A 20,424-nucleotide genomic window follows, 5' to 3' on the forward strand; every position below is an offset into this window, starting at 1 on the left:
GGGGCGTTGTGATTGATGACCGGCAATACATAGTGACACCCGAAGGGGTGCCTCTGGTGCTGACACTGGCCGGGCCGATCCCCCGCGCTGTGGCGTATCTGATCGATTTCTGCATTCGGCTGGTCGTGTATCTGGTCGCAGCCCTTTTTCTCGGCCCTCTGGGCGGCGTGGGCATGGGCCTGCTGCTGATTCTTTTTTTTCTGCTCGAATGGGGCTACCCCATTCTTTTTGAAGTCCTGCGCCATGGTCAGACGCCGGGCAAAAAAGCACTGCATCTGACCGTCGTCAAAGAAGACGCCACACCGGTGGACCTGAACGCCAGCCTGATACGCAATCTGCTGCGCACCGCCGACCTGTTTCCCACCTTTTATCTGGCCGGTCTGATCACCATGCTGATCGACCGTCGTTTCCGCCGCCTGGGCGATCTGGCCGCCGGCACCCTGGTGGTGCATGTTACACCGCCGCCGGACAGCACCCCGCACAACGGCGATACCCCGTTAGCGCCGGACTGGGCCGTGACCATCAGCGACCGTCAGCTGCTGCTGAATTTTCTCGAACGCAGCCCGCAGCTCTCCTCCGGCCGCCGCGCGGAGCTGGCCCAACTGGCCTTCCCGGAACTCCCGCCTGACGCCGCAGCGCAACGCCTGCGTCACGTTGCGCTGTACATGCAAGGCGCAGCACAAGGCTCAGTACAGGGCCCGGCAGAAGGAAAGGCGCCGTGAAGCAGCAGCAATTCGAAACGCGCTACGCGCCCTTCTGGGACGCCCTGACCCGGACCCTGACGCAACTGGAGCAACCGCCGCGCCGTCGCTGGCGCCGCCGCGCCACACGTGTGGCAGACGCAGTGACGGACGCGCCTTCAAGCACAACATCGGAGGAGTCCGGGGACTCTCTCAGGGACTCTCTCAGGGACTCTCTCGGAGACTTTCCCGCCGACTACCGGCGGCTGTGCCACCACCTGGCGCTGGCACGCCAGCGCGGCTATAGCCCGAATCTGGTCAATCGGCTCAATGCGCTGGTATTGCGCGGGCATCGCCAGCTTTATCAGCACCGTCCACCGCTGCTGCCGCGCCTCAGCGAATTCTTGCGCGCCGATTTTCCCCGCGCCGTGCGCAGCCAGTGGCGCTGGCATGTCGCCAGTGCCATGAGCTTTATTCTCGCCATGGCGCTGATCTGGGGCTTGCTGGCGGTACAGCCCGAGCGCGTTCACAGCGTGCTCAGCGGCGAGATGATTGCCAACATCGAAGCCATGTACGCCAGTGATACGCGTCTCAGCGACGGGCGCGGCAGCGATGATGATGTGATGATGTTCGGCTACTACATCTACAACAATATCAGCGTGGCGTTCCGCAGCTTTGCCGGCGGCCTGTTCTTTGGTGTCGGCGCGCTGTTCATCATGATTTTCAATGGCGGCTTCTTTGGCGCTGTCGCCGGTCATCTGACCAACGTGGGCGCCGGGGAGCCCTTGTTCACCTTTGTGATTGCCCATGGCGCACCGGAGATCACCGCGATCATCCTCGCCGGCGGTGCCGGTCTGCGCCTGGGCGCCGCCTTGCTGTCCCCGGGGCAACTGACCCGCCTCGCCGCCCTGCGCGCCGCCGCCCGCAGCGGGCTGCCGGTGATTTACGGCGTCTTCCTGTTGCTGATACTGGCCGCCTTTATCGAGGCCTTCTGGTCGCCCCGGGATCTGCCAGCACAGACCAAGTATCTGGTTGGCGGCCTCTGCTGGGCCTTGCTCACCGTGTATCTGCTCTTCGCCGGCCGCACCGCCACGGGGGATGACGATGTCCCACGCTGAACAGCCATCCCGCCAGGCGCGCATCCAGGCACGCATGGCACCGCGCAATGCCTGGCAGGCCATGGACCTGGGCACGCAGCTGTTTCGCCACTGGTGGCGGCCGCTGGTGACGCTCTGGCTGCTCACCACCCTGCCCGCCATGGCACTGATCCTGTTGCTGTGCGGCGGCAATCTGTTCTGGGCCGGTCTGTTGTTCTGGTGGCTCAAGCCGGTATGGGAAAGACCGCTGCTGGAATTCAATGCCCGCGCACTGTTCGGCAACCCGCCAACGCTGCGGCAATTGCTGCGGGATTTTCCTGCCTATGCCCGGCCGTATCTGTTCAGCAGCCTCACCTGGCGACGCCTGAGCCCATCGCGCAGCTTCAATGCACCGGTATATCAGCTGGAGCGCCCGGCGCGGGACAGCCTGCAACGCCGCATGGACGTGCTGCATGCCGAGCCGCACCAACACGCAGGCACGCTGACCGTGCTGCTGCTGCATGTGGAGCAGTTTGTCCTGTTTGCACTGCTGTCGCTGCTGTATGTGCTGATGCCGTGGCAGTTCGATCTGAGCCTGATCCACTGGCTCACAGGCGAGGAGGTGCGCGGCGCCGGCTGGATGTTTGCCTGCTGGTATCTCGCCATGACGCTGACGCAACCCTTGTATGTCAGCAGCGGTTTCGCCCTGTACCTGAACAAACGCACCTGGCTGGAAGGCTGGGATCTGGAGCAGGGCCTGCGTGCCATTCGCCAGCGCCGCAGCCGACACAACAAGGCCCGCGCCGGCAGCACTGCTACACTGTTGCTGCTGGTGCTTGTCGCGCTGCCCTGGAGCGATGCCCTGCATGCCGGGGCTGCGCCGCATGCCGCCATTGGCGCGCCCGCCGAGGCCGATACGCTGCGTGAGGAAGCCATTCAGATCCTCGCTGGCGATGACCTGATGCCAATGAGCACACACCGCACCTGGCGCCTGCGTCCGAACGATGAGCGCGACGGCGACCTGCTGAGCCGCCTGCTCCAGTGGCTGTTTGGCGACCGACAGAGCGAGCGCAGCGACGGCAGCCTGCACCTGCCCTGGCTCAGTGACGGCTTGCGCATCCTGCTGTGGACACTGGCGCTCGTTGTGGTGGTGTGGCTGCTCTGGTCCGGGCGACATCTGCTCAACAACCGCACGACGCCGGGGCGCGGCACCGCACCGGCCAACACCCGCATCGCGGGGCTGGATATCGCCCGGGAAAGCCTGCCGGACGATCCCGCCAGCGCCGTGCACGCGGCACTGGCTGCTGGCGATTACCGGCTGGCCCTGAGCCTGCTGTATCGCCTGAACGTCCGGGACCTGCACCTGCGGCTGGCGATTGTGTTGCCAGAGGGTGCCACCGAAGGCGAACTGCTGACCCTGCTGCGGCGGCAACATGGCAACGACCGGGGGGTGGATTTTCTCTCGGCGCTGACGCCAGTCTGGCTGCGCACCGCCTGGGGCCACCGGCCGGTCAGCCACGAGGAAGTGGCCGCACTGACAGCACGGTGGTTCTCACGCGACACGGGTGACGACACCGGGAGGCCCGCATGACGGCCACGACGGACACCCGCGGGCGTGGGCTGCTCCCCGGCGTACTGCTGGGCATCACGCTGATACTGATGACGGCCCTGCTGCTCAGCCGTTGCGAACGCTACAGCTATGTGCAGCACGATGCGCCACCGGCCAAGGTGCTCAGCAACCCCTTCTACGCCGCTGGCATCCTGCTGCATCAGCGTGGCCGCCCGGCGCGCACGCTGCACGGCAACGCCACGCTGTTTCCCCTGCCCCCCACCGATACACTGCTGATTCTGGATCAGGCGCGCAGTGGTCTGGACGAAGGGCGTGCCAGCGCGCTGCGCGGTTGGGTCGCCGACGGCGGCCAGTTGGTGGTGGCCAGCGGGCCCGCCCCCGACCTGTCCCGCGACCTGTCTCACACCCCGTCCCGCAATCTTGCGTCGGACGACCATCATGACCCTCTGCTCTCGCCGCTGGGCATTGTTGTCGCGCGCAGTGATGTGGCCGTCACCGGCGACGACCCGGGCCCCTTCGCGGACCAGCTGCTCGGCATGGAAGGCTTGTTCCACCGCTTCTGCCTGTACGCGGGCGAAGACCGTGGCAGCGAATGCGAACGCGCCATGTGTGGCCGCCGGCGCACCCTTTACGACACGCCGGTCTATCCGCGCGATACGACGCAACCCCACGACAACACACCGCGACGCGTGGGCTTCGATGCGCGTATCGACCTGCGCCACGCGGATCTGCTGCGCGTCGATCACGACGACACGCCGATCAACGGGATGACGCTGTCTACTGCGCCTGTGCTGACCGGCGTGGCCGGCAACGCCGCCGGCACGCAGCTGATCCAGCTGGAATACGGCGCCGGTCGCATTACCGTGGTGACGGACCTTGCACCCTGGCACAACACGCAACTGCATTATCTGGACCACGCCTGGATGCTGGATCATCTCAGCGCGGAAAGTCGCCAGGTCTGGTTCGTCCAGGGCCTGACCCTGCCGCCGCTGCATCACTGGCTATGGCGAACCGCCGCGCCCCTGATACTCACGCTGGCACTGTTGCTGGTGCTGTTCATCTGGCGCCATCTGCCCCGCCGGGGCGCCTTGCTGGAGGATGCGGGCACCCGGCCCGGTGATTTCCTCGACCACCTGCTGGCCAGCGGCCGACTGCTGTGGCGCACTGGCCAACAGGCAACGCTGGTGGCAGGCTTGCGCGAACAAGTCCGGTTACGGCTGCGCCACCATGGCGACGATGAGGCAGCACAAGTGGCGGCCGCTGCCAGACTCAGCGGCCTGCCCGCAGAGCGCATCGCCCGCGCCCTCAACGAACACCCCGGCACTCGCCCGCACGGCGCAGCGGCCAGTGAGTCAATCAAACACGACACCTTCAAACACGACACCTTGTTAAGCGACATTGAGACGCTGCACACACTGAGGCGCTGCCTATGAGCGAGATACACGACACTCTTACCACAACGGGCCAGACTAACGATCAGCCACGCGACCAGACAAGCGACCAGACAGCCGACAATAGTCAGGCCGCCGACCACCCGCCAGCGGACACCGCAAGCACGGCTGTTGTCGCTGCCGGCGACACCGCCCGGCGCATCGAAAGCAGCCTCAACCAGGTCCTGGTCGGCCAGCATCAGGTGGTGCGCGATATCCTCGTCGCCCTGGTCACCAGTGGCCATGTGCTGATCGAAGGGGTGCCCGGGCTGGGCAAGACGTTGCTGGTGCGCGCACTGTCCCGCTGCCTGGCACTGGACGCCGCGCGCATCCAGTTCACACCGGACCTGATGCCCACCGACATTACCGGCCACGCCATTTACGACCCCAAAAGCGAAAGCTTCCGCATTCGCAAAGGGCCCGCCTTTACCCAACTGCTGCTGGCCGATGAAATCAACCGCGCCCCGGCCAAAACCCAGGCCGCGCTGCTGGAAGTCATGCAGGAGCAACAGATCACCATCGAGGGCAAGGCGTTTCATCTGCCTGCGCCATTCATGGTGCTGGCCACCCAGAACCCCATTGATCAGGAAGGCACCTACCCGCTGCCGGAAGCCGAACTGGATCGCTTCCTGTTCAAGGTCCTGATCGACTACCCCGGCATCGATGATGAAAACCGCCTGGTGCGCATGGTGCTCGACGGCACCATCGGCGATGCCCTGGATGTCAGCAGCCTCAGCGCCATCACCGACCGCGACGGCGTACTCGCCATGCAGGACGCCGCCCGGCAGATCACCCTGGACGCCGCCGTCCTCGACTACGCCGTGCGCCTGGTGCGCGAAACGCGGGACTACGCCGGCCTGTCCCGTGGCGCCAGCCCCCGCGCCAGCATCGCGCTGACTCGCGCCGCCCGCGCCCATGCCTTGATGGAAGGCCGCGACTTCGTGGTGCCGGATGACATCAAGGCCGTCGCCCGCCCGGTACTGCGCCACCGCCTGTGCCTGAGCGCCGACGCCGAAATCGAAGGCGTGCAGATGGAAGACCTGCTGAGCCGGCTGCTGGAACAGGTCCCGGCGCCGCGCCAATGATTCCTGAGAAACGGCTGTTCCAGGCGGTAGTCATACTGGCATTGCTGGCCGCAGGCCTGATCGTGCTGGGCGCGCAACTGCCCGCCTGGCGCAGCAGCGCCCTGCTGCTCTGGTCACTGCTTGCCGCCCTGCTGCTGGTGACTGCCGCCGTGGACGCCTGGCGCGCCTGGCGGCAACCGCCGCCCGAAGGCAGCCGCCGCTTGCCCGCCGCATTTTCCGCCGGCCTGCCCGGCACCGTGCAGCTGCGCTTCAACAGCGCCACCCTGCCCGATGAATGCCTGCTCAGCGACCAGCACCCCGCCGATGACAGCCACACCGGCCTGCCACTGGTGTTGCGCCGCGCCGACCAGGCGCTGACGCTGGTGGACTATCCCTATCGCCCCAGCCGACGCGGCCGGGCTCATTTCGGCGCCGTCGAACTCTGGTGCCCCAGCCCCTGGCGCCTGTGGCAACTGCGCCGACGCATCGGCGCCCCCGTCGATGTGCCGGTCTATCCGGACTTTTCCTGGCTGCGCAATGCCCCGCTGGCGCAGAGCAACACCCCGCCGCAACGCCAGGGCCGACAAGTGAAACGCCAGGCCGGTGACGGCCAGGAATTCCACCAGCTGCGCGAATATCGCCCCGGCGACACCATGCGGCAGATCGACTGGCGCGCCACAGCCCGGCGCGGTGAACTGATCAGCCGCGAATACCGCGACGAGCAGAACCGCCACATCATCATGCTGCTGGACGGCGGCCAGCGGCTGGCAACCCCGGTGGGCCAGCGCACGCTGTTTGATCATGCGCTGGACGCCGCCCTGCTGCTGTCCGCCAGCGCGCTGGATGAGGGTGACCGCCCGGGCCTGATGCTGTTCTCGAACCCCGAGCCGCTGTGGGTGCCGCCGCTGCGCAACCGCAGTGCGCTACACCATCTGCTCCATCAGGTTTATCCACTGCAGCCCGGCGCCCTCACCGCCGTAACCGAGGGCCAGACCAGCGACTACAGCAGCGCCGCCACGGCATTGTTGCAACGCTGGCGCCGGCAGGCGCTGGTGGTGTTGATCACGCGGTTGCAGCCGGATGATTGTGAGGATCTGCTCGATGCGGTGCGTTTGTTGCGGGGGCGTTGCCGCATCATGATCGGGGATATTCAGTTGCCGGATCAGGTGGCGTTGCAGCGGTGCGATATCGACAGTGCGGACGATGCGTTGCGGGTGGCGGCGGATGCGTTGTATCAGCGGGATCGGGATGCGTTGCATGGGCGGTTGCGGCATGCGGGGGTGGTGGTCAGTCAGGGCACGCCGGAGGCGTTGCCTCAGCGATTGAATCAGGCTTATCAGGCGTTGCGGCGGGCTGGGCGGCTTTAGTGTCTTGTTTGTGGGTTTTTTCTATTCTTTGTTGGTTTGGGGGTTGTGGCCCTCGGGGGGCGGGAAAGGTTTTCAGGACACGCCGTAAACCCATCCCTGGGGGCTTGGTTTCGGCATCCTGCCTCAAACAGTCCTGAAAACCTTTCCCGCCCCCCGAGGGCCGTCACGCTCAGCCCGGTCGACAATCTGGAAGCCAACTAGCGGTTTTGTTCCTCCAGAAAGTCGATGACAGCTACCGAACTTCGAATCTCCTGCCAGCGTTGAGCCGGGGTATGCCCTGGAGGGACCTCTTTGGCCATGGATGGCCAAAGCGCGAGCGCCCAGGGATGGCTTGAGCGGTCCCGGAAGGGCATACCCCGGCTCAACGCGTACTTGATGGAGGGTGACCCACTAGCGAAAACGCTCCCAACTAGAAGCGATAGTGAACACCGACCTGGGCGGTGGTGAAGCGGAAGCGGTAGTCCTGGCTGTCGGCGAAGGGTTGGCCGCCGATGTCAACGCCGCGGTAGATTTCGGCGTCGGCGTAGATGCGGGAGACGGACGCGCGTACGCCGACAGGGGTGTTGGGAATCAGCCATTGGGCGCCGACGCCGACGTGGACTCCCGCGTCGCTGCTGTCGCGGCGGGTGTCGGGCAAGCGGATGTCGCTGGCGACGCCGGCCATGCCGAGGACGCCGTAGGCGCTGAGGCCGGCGATGGGGGGTGTCAGGAACAGGGCATCGACGGTGAGGGCGCCGAATTCCTGTTTGGCGCCGTCGGCGCGGTATTCGCCGAGGTCGCGGATGGTGGTTTCAAATGCAAGCCATGGCAGTACTTCCACGCCAGCGTAGAGCATGCCGCCCCGGTCATCTTCACGATTCAGGGTGAGGCCGTCATACAGGCCATCGTCGCGGAAGCCACGCAGATCCTGGACGCCGAAGCCCACGTAGAAGCGTGAAGAGGTGTCGGTATCTGCAACGACAGGGGTGGCGGCGGTTATCGCCAGCAAGGCACCAGCAAACCATGATTTGCCCCGCATCGTCATGAATCCTTGCATCGTTATTCTCCCGCACTGATCAGCATCAGGGTGCGCAGTCGCGCATCTATACAGCGAGTTGTACGCGGGATGGGGCAACAAGCATACCGATCCGGTGCGGAATTAAATAAATTTTACCGGAAGGCTCAATGCCGCCAGGGTTCGCCCTGGGTGCGTTCGGTGGTTTTGACGTGACGATGCAGGGCGGCGCGGGCGACGGTGTGGGCGCTGACCGGTGCAGTGATGAACAGAAATACGACGATCAGTATTTCGTGCAGGCTGAGGCCGTCCTGGGTCGAGGAGAAAAAGAATGCCGAGGCGAGCACGGTGCAGCCGACACCGAGGGTGGTTGCTTTAGTGGGCCCGTGCAGGCGCTGAAAAAAGTCCGGCAGGCGTGCCAGGCCGATGGAGCCGACCAGGGCAAAGGCGGCGCCCGCAAGCAGCAGGATGGCGATGATGGCTTCGATGACGATGTTCATTCAATTATGTCTCCCCGCAACAGATACTTGGCGACGGCGACGGTGCCGAGGAAGCCCATGACGGCGATCAGCATGGCGGCTTCGAAGACCAGGTCGGAGCCCTGCTGAATACCGTACAACACGATCAAGGCGATGGAATTGATGTACATGGTATCCAGCGCCAGGATGCGGTCGGTAATTTCCGGGCCACGCAGCAGGCGGAACAGGTTCAGCAACAACGCCAGGGACATCATCCCCAGGGCAACAGGAATCACCATCTCGATCATTCGAATATCTCCCTGATCGGCGTTTCGTAGCGTTGTTTCAGGTGAGCCACCAGGGCTGCCGGATCTTCTGCATTGAGGGCATGGATCAGCAGCTTGGTGTGCCCGCGCCCGACTTCCACCGTCACGGTGCCCGGTGTCAGGGAAATGGTGCTGGCCAGAATCGTCACGGCAAACTTGTCGTGCAGATCAATCGGCATTTCGATCCACGCCGGGTGCAGTTTGCGCGTCGGGCCAAGGATCAGGCGGAACGCCACCAGATTGGCATGCACGATATCGCCCAGTACCAGCAGAATGAAACCCAGCATTTTCCAGCTGTTATTGACTTGAGGCACTTCCGGCCAGAAGGCGCGGGTCAGGGTCGGCAAGGACCACGCCAGCAGCGCGCCGAGCACCATGGCACCGGGCGTGATGCTGTTCATCAACAGCAGCCAGATCAGAAACAGGACCAGCGTCAGGGTGGGATGGGGCAACCAGCTACGGGCGCGCATCAGGCACCTCCGGGAAGATAACGATCGCCGAGCACGGCGCGAATCATGTCCGCCGGCTGCAACATGGCATCCGCCGTCGCCGCCAGGTAATCCAGTATTGGCCCACCGCCAGCCACCAGTAAAACGCTCAGCACCAGCAATAGCAGTGCAGGCATCAGTGGCATGGGCGGTTGCTCTGCCGCGACCTCGGCGACCGGGCCACGCCAGAACAGGGAGGTCCCTGCCCGGCTGAATGCGAGCAGCCCGGCCAGACCGGAACACAGCATCAGCACCCAGAATATCGTCATGTCGCCGCTGAAGCCCGCCGCCTGTAACAGCAGCGCCTTGCCGACAAAACCGGACAGCGGCGGTATGCCTGCCAGCGCCACCGCGCCAGCGAGAAAAGCCAGGCCAACGACCGGTGAGGCAATCCGTGCGTCAACCATGAAGCTGTCGCGCGCTTCGCCACGCCGTGCCACAACCACGCCGGCAATCAGAAACAGTGCGGCGGTCATCCAGGTGCTGTGCACCATATAAAACAGCGCGGCGGTCCAGGCTTCGGGTGTGCCCAGGGACCAGCCCGCCAGCAGCGTGCCCACCGACACGATGACTTGCCAGGCCAGCAGCGTGCGCAGATCCCGCGCACCCAACACGCCCAGAATACCCAGCAGCATGGTCGCCAGCGCCAGCCACCAGACCAGCGACTGGCCCAAGCCGGCGAGAGGCCCGGCCATGTCACCAAACAGCAAGCCGTGCACCCGGAAGATGGCGTACAGACCAACCTTGGACATGATCGCAAACAGCGCTGCGATGGGTGCGGCGGCGGAGGCATAGGCCGCCGGCAACCACATGCCCAGCGGCAACAGCGCGGCCTTGAGCGCAAACACCACCAGCAACAGCAACCCGGCAGCCCGCACCAGTGCCACATCTTCTGCGGGCAGAGCCGCGATACGCACGGCCATATCCGCCATGTTCAGCGTGCCGGTGACGCCATACAACAAGCCCACGGCAATGATGAACAGGGCCGAGCCGAACAGATTCAGAATCACGTAATGCATGGACGCCGCTACACGGGCGCGCCCACCGCCGAACACCAGCAATGCATACGAGGCGATCAGCAGGATTTCAAAAAACACGAACAGGTTGAACAGGTCACCGGTCAGGAAGGCGCCATTGAGGCCCATCAACTGAAATTGCAGCAGGCCATGAAAATTCTGCCCGGTGCGATCGGTTCCGGCACTCATGGCCAGGGTGACAGGAATGGCCAGCACCGCCGTGATCACCAGCATCAGCGCACTGAGACGATCCAGCACCAGCACGATGCCGAACGGCGCCACCCAGTCGCCCAGTACATACACCTGGGCGCCGCCCTCCGTTGCACGTAACAGCAACAGCACCGCCACCACCAGCAGGGCCACACAGGCCGCCAGATTGATCGGGCGTTTCCAGGCCAGCCGTGCGCCACTGAACAACAGCAACACGGCACCGGCCAGCAAGGGCAACAACACGGGCAGGATCAGCAGATGAGAGCTCATGGGCGCGGCTCCCCGTCTGCTTCAGCCGAGGCCGGCGTCTCCGGCATCGCCACCGCACGCTTGGACAGGCCCTGCTCCGCCACGCCATGATCACGCTCGTTGACGCGGTCATCCACGTAATCGTGCTCCAGCGTCTTGCGGCCACGAATGATCAGAATCACCACATACGCGGTCATGGCAAAACCGATCACGATGGCGGTCAACACCAGCGCCTGGGGCAGCGGGTCGGCATGTGTCTCGGCACGGCCAATCACCGCCGGGGCTTCCGTTGCCAGACGCCCCATGGAAAACAGAAACAGGTTCACCGCATAACCCAGCATCATCAGCCCCATGACCACCGGGAAGGTCCGCGCGCGCAGCATCAGATAAATACCGCAAGCAGTCAGTACGCCGATACTCACGGCCATCAACAATTCCATCAGTGACTGGCCTCCGTGGATTTGGGCACGGCGCTGATGCTGCCGAGCTTGCCGATGATCAGCAGCGTCGCCGACACCACGACCAGATACACCCCCAGATCAAACAGCATGGCGGTGGCCAGCTCGACGTCACCGATCAACGGCACATGCACATGGGTATGCGCCGAGGTCAGGAACGGATAACCGAACACCCAGCTGCCCACACCGGTGGCCAACGCCAGCAACAGGCCGCTGGCCAGCACCGGGTGATAGCGCATGTGCAAACGCTCCTGCGTCCAGTTCACGCCATTGCCGACAAATTGCAGGATCAACGCCACCGCCGTGATCAACCCGGCAATGAAGCCCCCGCCCGGCAAATTATGGCCGCGCAGGAAGATATACAGCGCGACCGCCAGCGCGATGGGCAACATGGGGCGCGACACGACCGTCATGATCATCGGGTGCGGGTTGATCAACTCACCGCGTGGCCGCCCCGGCGCGTCGATACGCAGCCCGTCGAGCAGGGAATAAATACCAATGGCGGCCAGCGCCAGTACCGTGATTTCGCCGAACGTATCGAAACCGCGGAAATCCACCAGAATCACGTTCACCACATTGGTGCCGCCACCGCCGGGCACGCTCTGTTCCAGGAAGAAACCGGAAATGCTTTCCAGCGGCCGCGTCATCACCGCCCAGGCCAGTGCCGCAACGCCCGCGCCAACAATGCCGGCAATACCCGCATCGCGGATCAGACGCCCACGGCTGGAACGATTCCCGGCGTACTGCGGCAGGAAGTACAGCGCCAGCATCAGGAACACGATGGTGACGATTTCCACCGAGATCTGGGTCAGCGCCAGATCGGGCGCCGAGAAGCGGGCAAACGCCAGCGCCACCATCAGCCCCACCGCCGACAACTGGACCAGTGCCGCCAGGCGGTAATGATGTGTCATGACCGTGCCGATGGCCGATGCACACAGGATGAAGGCGCCGACCGCCGTCACCGGATCAACCGGCATCAACGCCCGGCTGCCGGTCCAGTGCGGCCAGGCCCACAACGCCGAGGCCGGGAGCAAGAACGCCATCAACAGCAACAACAACATATAACGCTGCAAGGAGCCGTTCACGACGCCGTTGGCAACACGGCCACCAATACGCCCCAGCCCCTGAATCGCGGCTTCGAAAACAAAGCGGATATCCTGCAGCGGCAGCCGCTCATGCCAGGCATGCAGACGCCGGCGGAAATGATAGATCACCAGACCCAGCACCAGCGCCACCAGACTCATTTGCAGCGCCGTATCAAAGCCATGCCAGATCACCAGATCAAAGGCCGGTGCCGGCTCACCCAGGGTCGCGGTTGCCGCCACCGACAGCAGACCGCCCACCATGAACATCGGCAGCATGCCTACCGCCAGACACAGCACCACCAGAATTTCCACCGGCACACGCATGTAACGGGCCGGCTCATGCGGTGCTTTCTTTGCCAGCCAACTTGGCGTGGCACGGAAAAACACATCGCGGATAAAGCGCAACGAGTAAGCAACGGAGAAACCACTGGCAATCACCGCAACGATCGGCACCAGCAGATGCCAGGTGCCGAACACCCGCGCCTGCACCGTTTCGGCGAAGAACATTTCCTTGCTCAGGAAGCCATTCAGCAACGGCACCCCGGCCATGGCCCCGGCGGCGATAGTCGCCAGCACTGCCGTGTACGGCAGATAGCGACGCAGCCCGCCGAGCAGGCGCATGTCCCGCGTGCCGGTTTCGTGATCAATGATGCCCGCCGCCATGAACAGCGACGCCTTGAAGGTGGCGTGGTTGACGATATGGAACAGCGCCGCCACCGTCGCCATGGGGGTATTCAGGCCGAACAACAGTGTGATCAGGCCCAGATGGCTGATGGTGGAAAACGCCAGCAGCCCTTTCAGATCGTGGCGGAACATGGCGGTCATGGCACCCAGCAGCAAGGTCGCCAGCCCCACCCCGGTGACCAGCAGGCCCCACATCTCGGTGCCCGCCAGGGCCGGATGAAAGCGCGCCAGCAGGAAAACACCCGCCTTGACCATGGTGGCGGAATGCAGATACGCCGACACCGGCGTCGGTGCGGACATGGCGTGGGGCAGCCAGAAATGGAACGGGAACTGCGCCGACTTGGTAAAGGCCCCCAGCAGCACCAGCACCAGCACCAGCGGATACAACGCGTGGGCCCGAATCTGGTCCCCGGCCGCCAGCACATCGCCCAGCGCGTAACTGCCGACGATATGCCCCAGCAGCAGCATGCCCGCCAGCAGCGCCAGGCCGCCAGCACCGGTGACCGCCAGCGCCATACGCGCGCCCTTGCGCGCGCCGGAATCCTGATACCAGTAACCGATCAACAGGAAGGAACTGATGCTGGTCAGCTCCCAGAACAACACCAGCAACAGCAGGTTGTCCGACAGCACCACACCCAGCATGGCGCCCATGAACAGCAGCAACAGCGCAAAGAAGCGCCCGCCACTGTCGCGTTTATCCAGATAATAATGGGCGTACAGAATCACCAGCACGCCGATGCCGAGAATCAGCAGGGCAAACAGCCAGGACAGGCCGTCCACACGCAACGCCAGCGCCAGGCCCAGCTGGCCGAGCCAGGGCAGCTCGCATTGCAACACCTGGCCCGCAAGCACCGCCGGCATGGTGCCCAGCAGCAGGGCCAGCGCGATCAATACCGGCATGACGGTCAGGCCGGCACACCAGGCGCGCCCGAGCCGGGCAGCCATCAGCGGCAGGCAGGCGCCCAGCAGGGGCAGTAACAGAATCCAGAGGATGTTCAACATTCTTTCCCGGTGGCTTATGTCCGGCGACGGGCCCCAGCGGTGGATATCCGGCCGTCTGCCTTGTTGTCGGGCGCGACGTGCGCACGCCGTCTTATATTGAGTAGCTCATTGCCGCCCCGACGTCGCGCAGTATGCCACGCGAACAATCCAGCGCAAGGGACAAAACGCCGCACGCACGGAAACCTTGTCCGACATCAATATAGTTTCTGAAAAAACAAGCTATTTCCTGCACTTAGGCACACCAACAAGGTTTGCCAACAGATTAGACTTTTGGGTAGCATGTCGCTTCGGTTGCCGTGGACGCGGCGCCGATTCGCCCGCGCTGTGACGGGGCCCACGCCTGATGCCGCGTGGCGAGCCCCGGTCAACGATGCCAATCAAGGAGTGAGACTGTCAGCCTGTTGCTGATGCTCGGAATCTGATCCTATGCTGCTTGCCGTTTTATCGGGTTTCCTGTTCGCCTGCATCGCCCCCGTCGTGCACGGTGCGCGACCGCTGGCAAAGTCCTACTACGGGGCGGGCTGGGTCCTGGCCATGTTGCCGGCGGTGCTGTTCCTGTGGTTCGCCAGCCACCTGCGCAGTGTCGGGCTCAATGGCGAGGTGATCCTCAACAGCTGGACCTGGATTCCCAGCCTGGGCATCAGCCTGTCGTTCCGGCTTGATGGGCTGTCCCTCCTGTTTGCCCTGCTGATCTCGGGCATCGGCTTCTTCATCATTGCCTACGCCGGGCGCTATCTGGAAGGCCACAAGGATCAGGCGCGGTTATACGTGCTGCTGCTGAGCTTCATGGCCTCCATGCTGGGCCTGGTGCTCTCGGATAACCTGATCAGCCTGTTCGTGTTCTGGGAGCTGACCAGCATCACCTCCTACCTGCTGGTGGGCTTCAGCCACGAGGACAAGCCGTCGCGGCTGTCCGCCCGCCAGGGGTTGTTCGTCACCATGGGCGGCGGGCTGGCCTTGCTGGCCGGTTTCGTCATGCTCGGCATGGCCGGGGGCAGCTATGAATTGTCCGAGTTGCTGAGCCAGCGCGAGCTGCTGCACGATCATGCGCTGTATGCGCCCATGCTGATCCTGATCGTGATCGGCGCCTTCTCGAAATCCGCCCAGTTCCCGTTTCACTTCTGGTTGCCCAATGCCATGGCGGCGCCAACCCCGGTCTCGGCGTACCTGCACTCGGCCACCATGGTCAAGGCCGGCGTTTACCTGCTGGCCCGCTTGAACCCCGGGCTCGGCGGCACGGAACTGTGGACGATGATTCTCGGCCTGGTGGGCGCCTTCACCATGTTCATCGGTGTATTTCTGGCCGTGCGCAGCACCGGCATCAAGAAAGTGCTGGCCTACTCCACCGTCATGGCGCTGGGCACGTTGACCATGCTGATCGGCATCGGCACGCCTACAGCCATCACCGCCGCCATGGCCTTCCTGCTGGCGCACTCCCTGTATAAAGGCGCGCTGTTCCTGGTCGCCGGGATCATCGGCCACAGCACCGGCAGCAAGGATTTTATGCATACCGGCGGCTTCCGCAGCGCCATGCCGGTAACAGCGCTGTTTGCCGGCGTCGCCGCACTGTCGCTGGGCGGCATCATTCCGCTGTTCGGCTTTGTCGCCAAGGAACTGATGCTGGAAGCGGTACTGGACGCGCCCCTGTTCAGCGCCGTGCTGTCCACGCTGGCCGTCGCCTCCGCCATTCTCGGCGTCACCGTCGCCGCCATCGTCGGCATCCGGCCCTGGTATGGCCGCCTGGCCGAGACCAAGGTGACGCCCCACGAAGCCCCCCCTGCCATGCTGGCCGGGCCAGTGGTGCTGGCCAGCTTGAGTCTGGTGCTGGGGTTGTCCGCGCCGCTGGTACAACAGTGGCTGCTCGGCTCCGCCATCACCGCCGTCCACGGCGCGCCGGTCGAAAAAAACCTTTCACTCTGGCATGGCTTTAACCTGCCGCTGCTGATCAGCGCCGTCAGCCTGGTTGCCGGCCTGTTGCTGTTTGCGGTGTGGCGGGGCTTCCGCCGTGCCACCCGCTTCACCGATCTGCTGGCCAAAGTCGGCCCGGAACAGTGGTATGAGCGCGCCATGGTCGCCATTACCCATGTTTCCGCCTGGCAGACGCGCATGCTGCAGACCGGTTATCTGCGTTACTACCTGATGATCGTGCTGGGCAGCATGGTGGCGCTGGTGCTCAGCCAGATGTGGACCTACCGCGACAGCATCAACCTGCTGATCGATGTCAGCGACCTGCGCTTCTATGAGGTCGTGGTTGCCGGGGTGCTTGGCGCGGCGGTCTTGATGGCGGCCATTACCTCTTCAAGACTGAGCGCGGTGGCCGCCCTCGGTGCCATCGGCTTTACCGTGGCGCTGCTGTATCTGCTGTTCAGCGCACCGGATCTCTCCATTACCCAGGTACTGGTGGAAACCCTCACCGTGATTCTGCTGGTGCTGGTGCTGTTCCGTCTGCCGGGCTTCATCAAGCTGTCGCCCACCCACCTGCGCCTGCGTGACGCCGGGCTGGCGGTCATCGTCGGTGCCACCATGACGCTGTTGCTGCTGAGCGTGAACGGCACCCAGTATTTCGACAGTATCTCCAGCTACTTCATTGCCGAGAGCGCGCCTTCCGCCTACGGCCGCAATATCGTCAACGTGATTCTGGTGGACTTCCGCACCCTGGATACCCTGGGTGAGATCTTTGTACTGGCGCTGGCCGCCACCGGCGTGCTGGCCATGATCCGGTTCCGTGCGGAGGACAAAGACCTGTGAACAACATGATGTCACTGGTGCTGCGCACCACCGGTTATTTCCTGCTGCCGCTGCTGCTGATCTTTTCGGTATTCCTGCTGCTGCGCGGCCACGACGAGCCCGGCGGCGGTTTTATTGCTGGCCTGGTCGCCTCGGCCGCCGTGTGTCTGCACCTGTTTTTTACCGATATTGCCGCCACCCGTCGGCTGCTGCATATCGACCCGCGGGATCTGCTCGGCTGGGGCCTGACCCTGGCCACCCTGTCCGGTATCCCTGCGGTATTCATGGGCGATCCGTTCTTCACCTCCCAATGGGTCGAAATGACGTTGCCGCTGCTTGGCGAGACCAAGGTCGGCACCCCGCTGCTGTTCGATATCGGGGTCTATGCGGTGGTGGTGGGGTCTGTGCTCGCCATCGTGCTGTCACTGGCGGAGGCCGAAGAATGAATGTGGCCACAACCGGGAGGCATCCATGGGAACACTGATGGCATTTCTGGTGGGCGGACTGTACGCCGCCGCCATCTACATGATCATGCGCCGCTCCATCGTCAAGCTGGTGATCGGCCTGGTGCTGCTGTCCAATGCCGCCAACCTGTTGATCTTTACCTCTGCCGGCATGACCCGTGAAGCGCCGCCGCTGATTCCCCTCGGCGCGCTGCAACCGGACGGCGTTGTCGCCGACCCGCTGGCCCAGGCATTGATCCTGACGGCCATCGTGATCGGCTTCGGGGTACTGGCCTTTGCCGTAGTACTGATCCACCGCGCCTATGAAGTCGTGAAGGCGGACGACATGGACCAGATGAAGGACACAGATACCTGATGGGCCACACCACTGCATTGCTGGCGCTGCCAATCATCATTCCCCTGCTCAGTGGCGCGCTGTCACTGATCTACTGGCGCTCGCGCAAGGCCCAGCGGATCATCGGCGTGCTCGGCACTACGGCGTTGCTGGTGCTCTCCGGCATGCTGGTGGCGGAAGTCTGGCAGCACGGCATCATCGTCATGCACATGGGCGGCTGGCAGGCGCCGTTCGGGATTGTGCTGGTCTCCGACATGCTCGCCGCGTCCATGGTGTTCATGACCGGCATCAGCGCCGTCACCACCGCGTTTTATGCGCTGGGCTCAGTCAGCAAACGGCATGAGCACTTCGGCTTTTACCCGTTGATGCACTTGCTGCTGGCGGGCGTCAACGGCGCCTTCCTGACGGGCGACATGTTCAACCTCTACGTCTGGTTCGAGGTCATGCTGGTGGCCTCCTTCGCCCTGCTGATCCTGGGCGGCGAACGGGCGCAGATGGAAGGTGCGATCAAATACGTGGCCCTGAACCTGGTCTCCTCGGCCATTCTGCTGTCGGCCATCGGCCTGCTCTACGGCCTCACCGGCACGCTGAACATGGCGGACCTGGGCTACAAGATCGGTCAGCTGGAAGACGATGCCATGATCAGCGTGGTCGCCATGCTGTTCCTGGTGGCGTTCGGCATCAAGGCAGCGGCGTTCCCCCTGTTCTTCTGGCTACCGGCGTCCTATCACACGCCCCGGGTCGCGGTGTCCGCGTTGTTTGCCGGCTTGCTGACCAAGGTCGGGGTCTATGCCCTGTTCCGGGTGTTCACTGTGATCTTCCCGTTCGAGGACACGTTTGCCCAGTCACTGCTGATCTGGATTGCCGGGCTGACCATGGTCACCGGGGTGCTCGGCGCAGCGGCCCAGTTCGAGTTCCGGCGTATCCTGTCCTTCCATATCGTCAGCCAGATCGGCTATATGCTGATGGGGCTGGCGCTGTATTCGCCGCTGGCCATCGCCGGGGGCATCTACTTTATCGCCCACAACATCGTAGCCAAGTCCGGGCTGTTTTTGATCAGCGGGCTGGTCTATCGCTTCAAGGGCAGCTATGAGCTGAAAGAGCTGGGCGGCGTCTATCGGCAATACCCGATGCTGGCGCTGATGTTCCTGATCTGCGCCTTCTCGCTGGCGGGCCTGCCGCCACTGTCCGGGTTCTTCGCCAAGTTTCTGGTCATCCGCGCGGGCGTCGAGGCCCACGCCTGGTGGCTGGTGGCCACCGCGCTGGCGGTCGGCTTCATGACCCTGTATTCCATGGTCAAGATCTGGGCCGAGGTCTTCTGGAAAGAACAGGAAGTCTGCCATATCAAACCGCCGCGCAAATACCATGGCGGCACGCGCATCATGTATGCCACGGTGATTGGTCTGGCGCTGCTGACCATCGCCATGGGCCTGGCCATGGAGCCGTTGTTCCTGATCGCGCAAATGGCCGCCGAGCAGTTGCTTGACCCCGCGGGCTATATCGAGGCGGTGCTGGGGGTGACACCATGAACGGCCTGACCTGGAACATCATGCTGGCGCTGATCTGGGTTGGCATGACCGGCAACTTCACCGGCTCGGGCATGGCTGTCGGTTTTTTGCTGGGTTATCTGCTGCTGGGTGTCACACTGCGCGATGTGCCGCGTTTTTCCGGCTATATCCGCAAGGTGCCCAGAGTCGTGCGCTTTGTATTTTTCTTCCTGCGCGAACTGGTGGTGTCGAATCTGCGCGTCGCCTACGATGTGCTGACCCCTACAGACTATATGCGCCCCGGCGTGATTGCCGTGCCGCTGGATGCCAGCACCGATGGTGAAATCACGCTGCTGGCCAACCTGATTTCCCTGACGCCGGGCAGCCTGAGCCTGGACGTGTCCACCGACCGGCGGGTGCTGTACGTGCACATGATGTATCTGGATGATCCCGAGCAGGCGCGGGCGCAGATCAAGTATTTCGAGTCACGGCTGCTGGAGTTACTGCGATGATTGATGTCGTCCTGTGGATCAGTTTCGTGATCATGTGCATCGCACTGATAGTGACCTTCATCCGGCTGGTGCTCGGCCCGACACTGCCGGACCGGGTCGTGATGCTGGAATTGATGGCCCTGTTGAGCGTGGCCTTTATCGGCCTCTATTCGATCAAGTCCGGCCACAGCGCCTTCCTGGATGTGGCCCTGGTGCTGGCACTGACCGCCTTCCTGGCCGCCGTCGGCTTCGCTCGCTACCTGGAAAAAGGGGGCCTGCACGATGACGACTGATTACGTCACTTTCGGTCTGGAGCTGGCCACTGCGTTTTTCATGCTGGTGGGCGCGCTGTTCATGCTGCTGGCCGGGCTGGGCGCCCTGCGCATGCCCGATTTGCTGATGCGCATGCATGCCACCACCAAGGCCGGTGCGCTGGGCTCCGGTGTCATCATGGTCGCGGTCGCCCTGCATTTCGGCGAGGCGGGCGTGACCACCCGCGCAGTCGCCATTACCTTGTTCGTTATGCTGACCTCACCCGTGGCCGCCCACGTCATCGCCCGCGCCGGTTATTTCACCGGCACGCCGATGTGGTCACGGATCGTGCGTGACGAACTCAAGGGCAAGTATGATCGCGACAATCACACGCTGGATTCGCCCCCGCGCTACAAGCCGAAAGCCACGGCGGAGACAAGCGAAGCGCCTGCCGCTAACACGGACACGGACAAAAAAGAGCCCTGAAATGGGCATTGGCCAGCGTCTGACAC

Annotated in this window: 20 protein-coding genes; 13 read left to right on the forward strand and 7 right to left on the reverse strand. The window is 63.8% G+C overall.

What is annotated here, in order from left to right:
• Positions 1-32: 32 nt before the first annotated feature.
• From K8B33_RS05050 to K8B33_RS05075, 6 genes are read left to right on the forward strand one after another with little or no spacing between them, the layout of a single operon-like run.
• Complete coding sequence (locus K8B33_RS05050) at positions 33-722, forward strand: RDD family protein (RefSeq protein WP_223424014.1); 690 nt, start codon at positions 33-35, stop codon at positions 720-722.
• Entirely contained in the window at positions 719-1,798 is a 1,080-nt protein-coding gene (locus K8B33_RS05055) for a stage II sporulation protein M (protein ID WP_223424016.1), read from the forward strand. Before K8B33_RS05050 ends, K8B33_RS05055 begins: the two co-directional genes overlap by 4 nt.
• Positions 1,785-3,347 carry a DUF4129 domain-containing protein gene (locus K8B33_RS05060; RefSeq protein ID WP_223424019.1) on the forward strand — a complete coding sequence of 521 codons (1,563 nt, stop codon included), beginning with the start codon at positions 1,785-1,787 and terminating at the stop codon, positions 3,345-3,347. The genes K8B33_RS05055 and K8B33_RS05060 overlap by 14 nt, the downstream gene beginning before the upstream one ends.
• Positions 3,344-4,759, forward strand: a complete 1,416-nt coding sequence (locus tag K8B33_RS05065) for a DUF4350 domain-containing protein (RefSeq protein ID WP_223424020.1) — start codon at positions 3,344-3,346, stop codon at positions 4,757-4,759. Before K8B33_RS05060 ends, K8B33_RS05065 begins: the two co-directional genes overlap by 4 nt.
• Positions 4,756-5,841 carry an AAA family ATPase gene (locus K8B33_RS05070; RefSeq protein ID WP_223424023.1) on the forward strand — a complete coding sequence of 362 codons (1,086 nt, stop codon included), beginning with the start codon at positions 4,756-4,758 and terminating at the stop codon, positions 5,839-5,841. Before K8B33_RS05065 ends, K8B33_RS05070 begins: the two co-directional genes overlap by 4 nt.
• Entirely contained in the window at positions 5,838-7,187 is a 1,350-nt protein-coding gene (locus K8B33_RS05075; protein ID WP_223424025.1) for a DUF58 domain-containing protein, read from the forward strand. Before K8B33_RS05070 ends, K8B33_RS05075 begins: the two co-directional genes overlap by 4 nt.
• A 409-nt stretch (positions 7,188-7,596) precedes the next feature.
• Here K8B33_RS05075 and K8B33_RS05080 read toward each other — a convergent pair whose 3' ends face one another.
• The 7 genes from K8B33_RS05080 to K8B33_RS05110 all read right to left on the reverse strand — a co-directional run bounded on the left by K8B33_RS05080 (position 7,597) and on the right by K8B33_RS05110 (position 14,157).
• Positions 7,597-8,205 (reverse strand): outer membrane beta-barrel protein, encoded by a 609-nt coding sequence (locus K8B33_RS05080; protein WP_223424027.1) that lies wholly within the window; start codon positions 8,203-8,205, stop codon positions 7,597-7,599.
• A gap of 143 nt (positions 8,206-8,348) precedes the next feature.
• Positions 8,349-8,681, reverse strand: a complete 333-nt coding sequence (locus K8B33_RS05085) for a Na+/H+ antiporter subunit G (protein WP_223424029.1) — start codon at positions 8,679-8,681, stop codon at positions 8,349-8,351.
• Positions 8,678-8,947, reverse strand: coding sequence for a K+/H+ antiporter subunit F (locus K8B33_RS05090; RefSeq protein WP_223424031.1), 270 nt, complete (start codon positions 8,945-8,947; stop codon positions 8,678-8,680). The genes K8B33_RS05085 and K8B33_RS05090 overlap by 4 nt, the downstream gene beginning before the upstream one ends.
• Positions 8,944-9,435 carry a Na+/H+ antiporter subunit E gene (locus tag K8B33_RS05095; protein WP_223424033.1) on the reverse strand — a complete coding sequence of 164 codons (492 nt, stop codon included), beginning with the start codon at positions 9,433-9,435 and terminating at the stop codon, positions 8,944-8,946. The genes K8B33_RS05090 and K8B33_RS05095 overlap by 4 nt, the downstream gene beginning before the upstream one ends.
• The gene (locus tag K8B33_RS05100; protein ID WP_223424035.1) at positions 9,435-10,949 is read right to left on the reverse strand and encodes a monovalent cation/H+ antiporter subunit D; all 1,515 of its coding nucleotides are present in this window, start codon (positions 10,947-10,949) and stop codon (positions 9,435-9,437) included. The genes K8B33_RS05095 and K8B33_RS05100 overlap by 1 nt, the downstream gene beginning before the upstream one ends.
• Entirely contained in the window at positions 10,946-11,368 is a 423-nt protein-coding gene (locus K8B33_RS05105) for a Na+/H+ antiporter subunit C (RefSeq protein WP_317846193.1), read from the reverse strand. Before K8B33_RS05105 ends, K8B33_RS05100 begins: the two co-directional genes overlap by 4 nt.
• Entirely contained in the window at positions 11,368-14,157 is a 2,790-nt protein-coding gene (locus K8B33_RS05110) for a monovalent cation/H+ antiporter subunit A (RefSeq protein ID WP_223424037.1), read from the reverse strand. Before K8B33_RS05110 ends, K8B33_RS05105 begins: the two co-directional genes overlap by 1 nt.
• 426 nt (positions 14,158-14,583) lie before the next feature.
• Here K8B33_RS05110 and K8B33_RS05115 point away from each other — a divergent pair, with 426 nt between their 5' ends.
• From K8B33_RS05115 to mnhG, 7 genes are read left to right on the forward strand one after another with little or no spacing between them, the layout of a single operon-like run.
• Complete coding sequence (locus tag K8B33_RS05115) at positions 14,584-16,905, forward strand: putative monovalent cation/H+ antiporter subunit A (RefSeq protein ID WP_223424039.1); 2,322 nt, start codon at positions 14,584-14,586, stop codon at positions 16,903-16,905.
• Between the two features lie 5 nt (positions 16,906-16,910).
• Complete coding sequence (locus tag K8B33_RS05120; protein ID WP_223424506.1) at positions 16,911-17,330, forward strand: Na+/H+ antiporter subunit B; 420 nt, start codon at positions 16,911-16,913, stop codon at positions 17,328-17,330.
• 25 nt (positions 17,331-17,355) lie between these two features.
• Positions 17,356-17,703: a Na+/H+ antiporter subunit C gene (locus K8B33_RS05125; protein ID WP_223424041.1), complete on the forward strand. Its 348-nt coding sequence runs from the start codon at positions 17,356-17,358 to the stop codon at positions 17,701-17,703.
• A complete protein-coding gene (locus K8B33_RS05130; protein WP_223424043.1) occupies positions 17,703-19,211 on the forward strand; it encodes a Na+/H+ antiporter subunit D in 1,509 nt (502 codons plus the stop codon). The genes K8B33_RS05125 and K8B33_RS05130 overlap by 1 nt, the downstream gene beginning before the upstream one ends.
• Positions 19,208-19,681, forward strand: a complete 474-nt coding sequence (locus K8B33_RS05135) for a Na+/H+ antiporter subunit E (RefSeq protein ID WP_223424045.1) — start codon at positions 19,208-19,210, stop codon at positions 19,679-19,681. The genes K8B33_RS05130 and K8B33_RS05135 overlap by 4 nt, the downstream gene beginning before the upstream one ends.
• Complete coding sequence (locus K8B33_RS05140; protein WP_223424047.1) at positions 19,678-19,953, forward strand: monovalent cation/H+ antiporter complex subunit F; 276 nt, start codon at positions 19,678-19,680, stop codon at positions 19,951-19,953. Before K8B33_RS05135 ends, K8B33_RS05140 begins: the two co-directional genes overlap by 4 nt.
• On the forward strand, positions 19,943-20,398 hold the full coding sequence (gene mnhG / locus K8B33_RS05145; RefSeq protein WP_223424049.1) for a monovalent cation/H(+) antiporter subunit G: 456 nt from the start codon (positions 19,943-19,945) through the stop codon (positions 20,396-20,398). Before K8B33_RS05140 ends, mnhG begins: the two co-directional genes overlap by 11 nt.
• The last annotated feature ends 26 nt before the right edge of the window (positions 20,399-20,424 follow it).

Source organism: Alcanivorax limicola (genome assembly GCF_019931215.1).
Classification (GTDB): Bacteria; Pseudomonadota; Gammaproteobacteria; order Pseudomonadales; family Alcanivoracaceae; genus Isoalcanivorax; species Isoalcanivorax limicola.

Coding starts and splice junctions, on each gene's coding strand:
- K8B33_RS05060 (WP_223424019.1), top strand. CDS start 1,785: ATGTCCCACGCTGAACAGCCATCCCGCCAGGCGCGCATCCAGGCACGC.
- K8B33_RS05065 (WP_223424020.1), top strand. CDS start 3,344: ATGACGGCCACGACGGACACCCGCGGGCGTGGGCTGCTCCCCGGCGTA.
- K8B33_RS05070 (WP_223424023.1), top strand. CDS start 4,756: ATGAGCGAGATACACGACACTCTTACCACAACGGGCCAGACTAACGAT.
- K8B33_RS05075 (WP_223424025.1), top strand. CDS start 5,838: ATGATTCCTGAGAAACGGCTGTTCCAGGCGGTAGTCATACTGGCATTG.
- K8B33_RS05080 (WP_223424027.1), bottom strand. CDS start 8,205: ATGCGGGGCAAATCATGGTTTGCTGGTGCCTTGCTGGCGATAACCGCC.
- K8B33_RS05085 (WP_223424029.1), bottom strand. CDS start 8,681: ATGAACATCGTCATCGAAGCCATCATCGCCATCCTGCTGCTTGCGGGC.
- K8B33_RS05090 (WP_223424031.1), bottom strand. CDS start 8,947: ATGATCGAGATGGTGATTCCTGTTGCCCTGGGGATGATGTCCCTGGCG.
- K8B33_RS05095 (WP_223424033.1), bottom strand. CDS start 9,435: ATGCGCGCCCGTAGCTGGTTGCCCCATCCCACCCTGACGCTGGTCCTG.
- K8B33_RS05100 (WP_223424035.1), bottom strand. CDS start 10,949: ATGAGCTCTCATCTGCTGATCCTGCCCGTGTTGTTGCCCTTGCTGGCC.
- K8B33_RS05105 (WP_317846193.1), bottom strand. CDS start 11,368: ATGGAATTGTTGATGGCCGTGAGTATCGGCGTACTGACTGCTTGCGGT.
- K8B33_RS05110 (WP_223424037.1), bottom strand. CDS start 14,157: ATGTTGAACATCCTCTGGATTCTGTTACTGCCCCTGCTGGGCGCCTGC.
- K8B33_RS05115 (WP_223424039.1), top strand. CDS start 14,584: ATGCTGCTTGCCGTTTTATCGGGTTTCCTGTTCGCCTGCATCGCCCCC.
- K8B33_RS05120 (WP_223424506.1), top strand. CDS start 16,911: ATGATGTCACTGGTGCTGCGCACCACCGGTTATTTCCTGCTGCCGCTG.
- K8B33_RS05125 (WP_223424041.1), top strand. CDS start 17,356: ATGGGAACACTGATGGCATTTCTGGTGGGCGGACTGTACGCCGCCGCC.
- K8B33_RS05130 (WP_223424043.1), top strand. CDS start 17,703: ATGGGCCACACCACTGCATTGCTGGCGCTGCCAATCATCATTCCCCTG.
- K8B33_RS05135 (WP_223424045.1), top strand. CDS start 19,208: ATGAACGGCCTGACCTGGAACATCATGCTGGCGCTGATCTGGGTTGGC.
- K8B33_RS05140 (WP_223424047.1), top strand. CDS start 19,678: ATGATTGATGTCGTCCTGTGGATCAGTTTCGTGATCATGTGCATCGCA.
- mnhG (WP_223424049.1), top strand. CDS start 19,943: ATGACGACTGATTACGTCACTTTCGGTCTGGAGCTGGCCACTGCGTTT.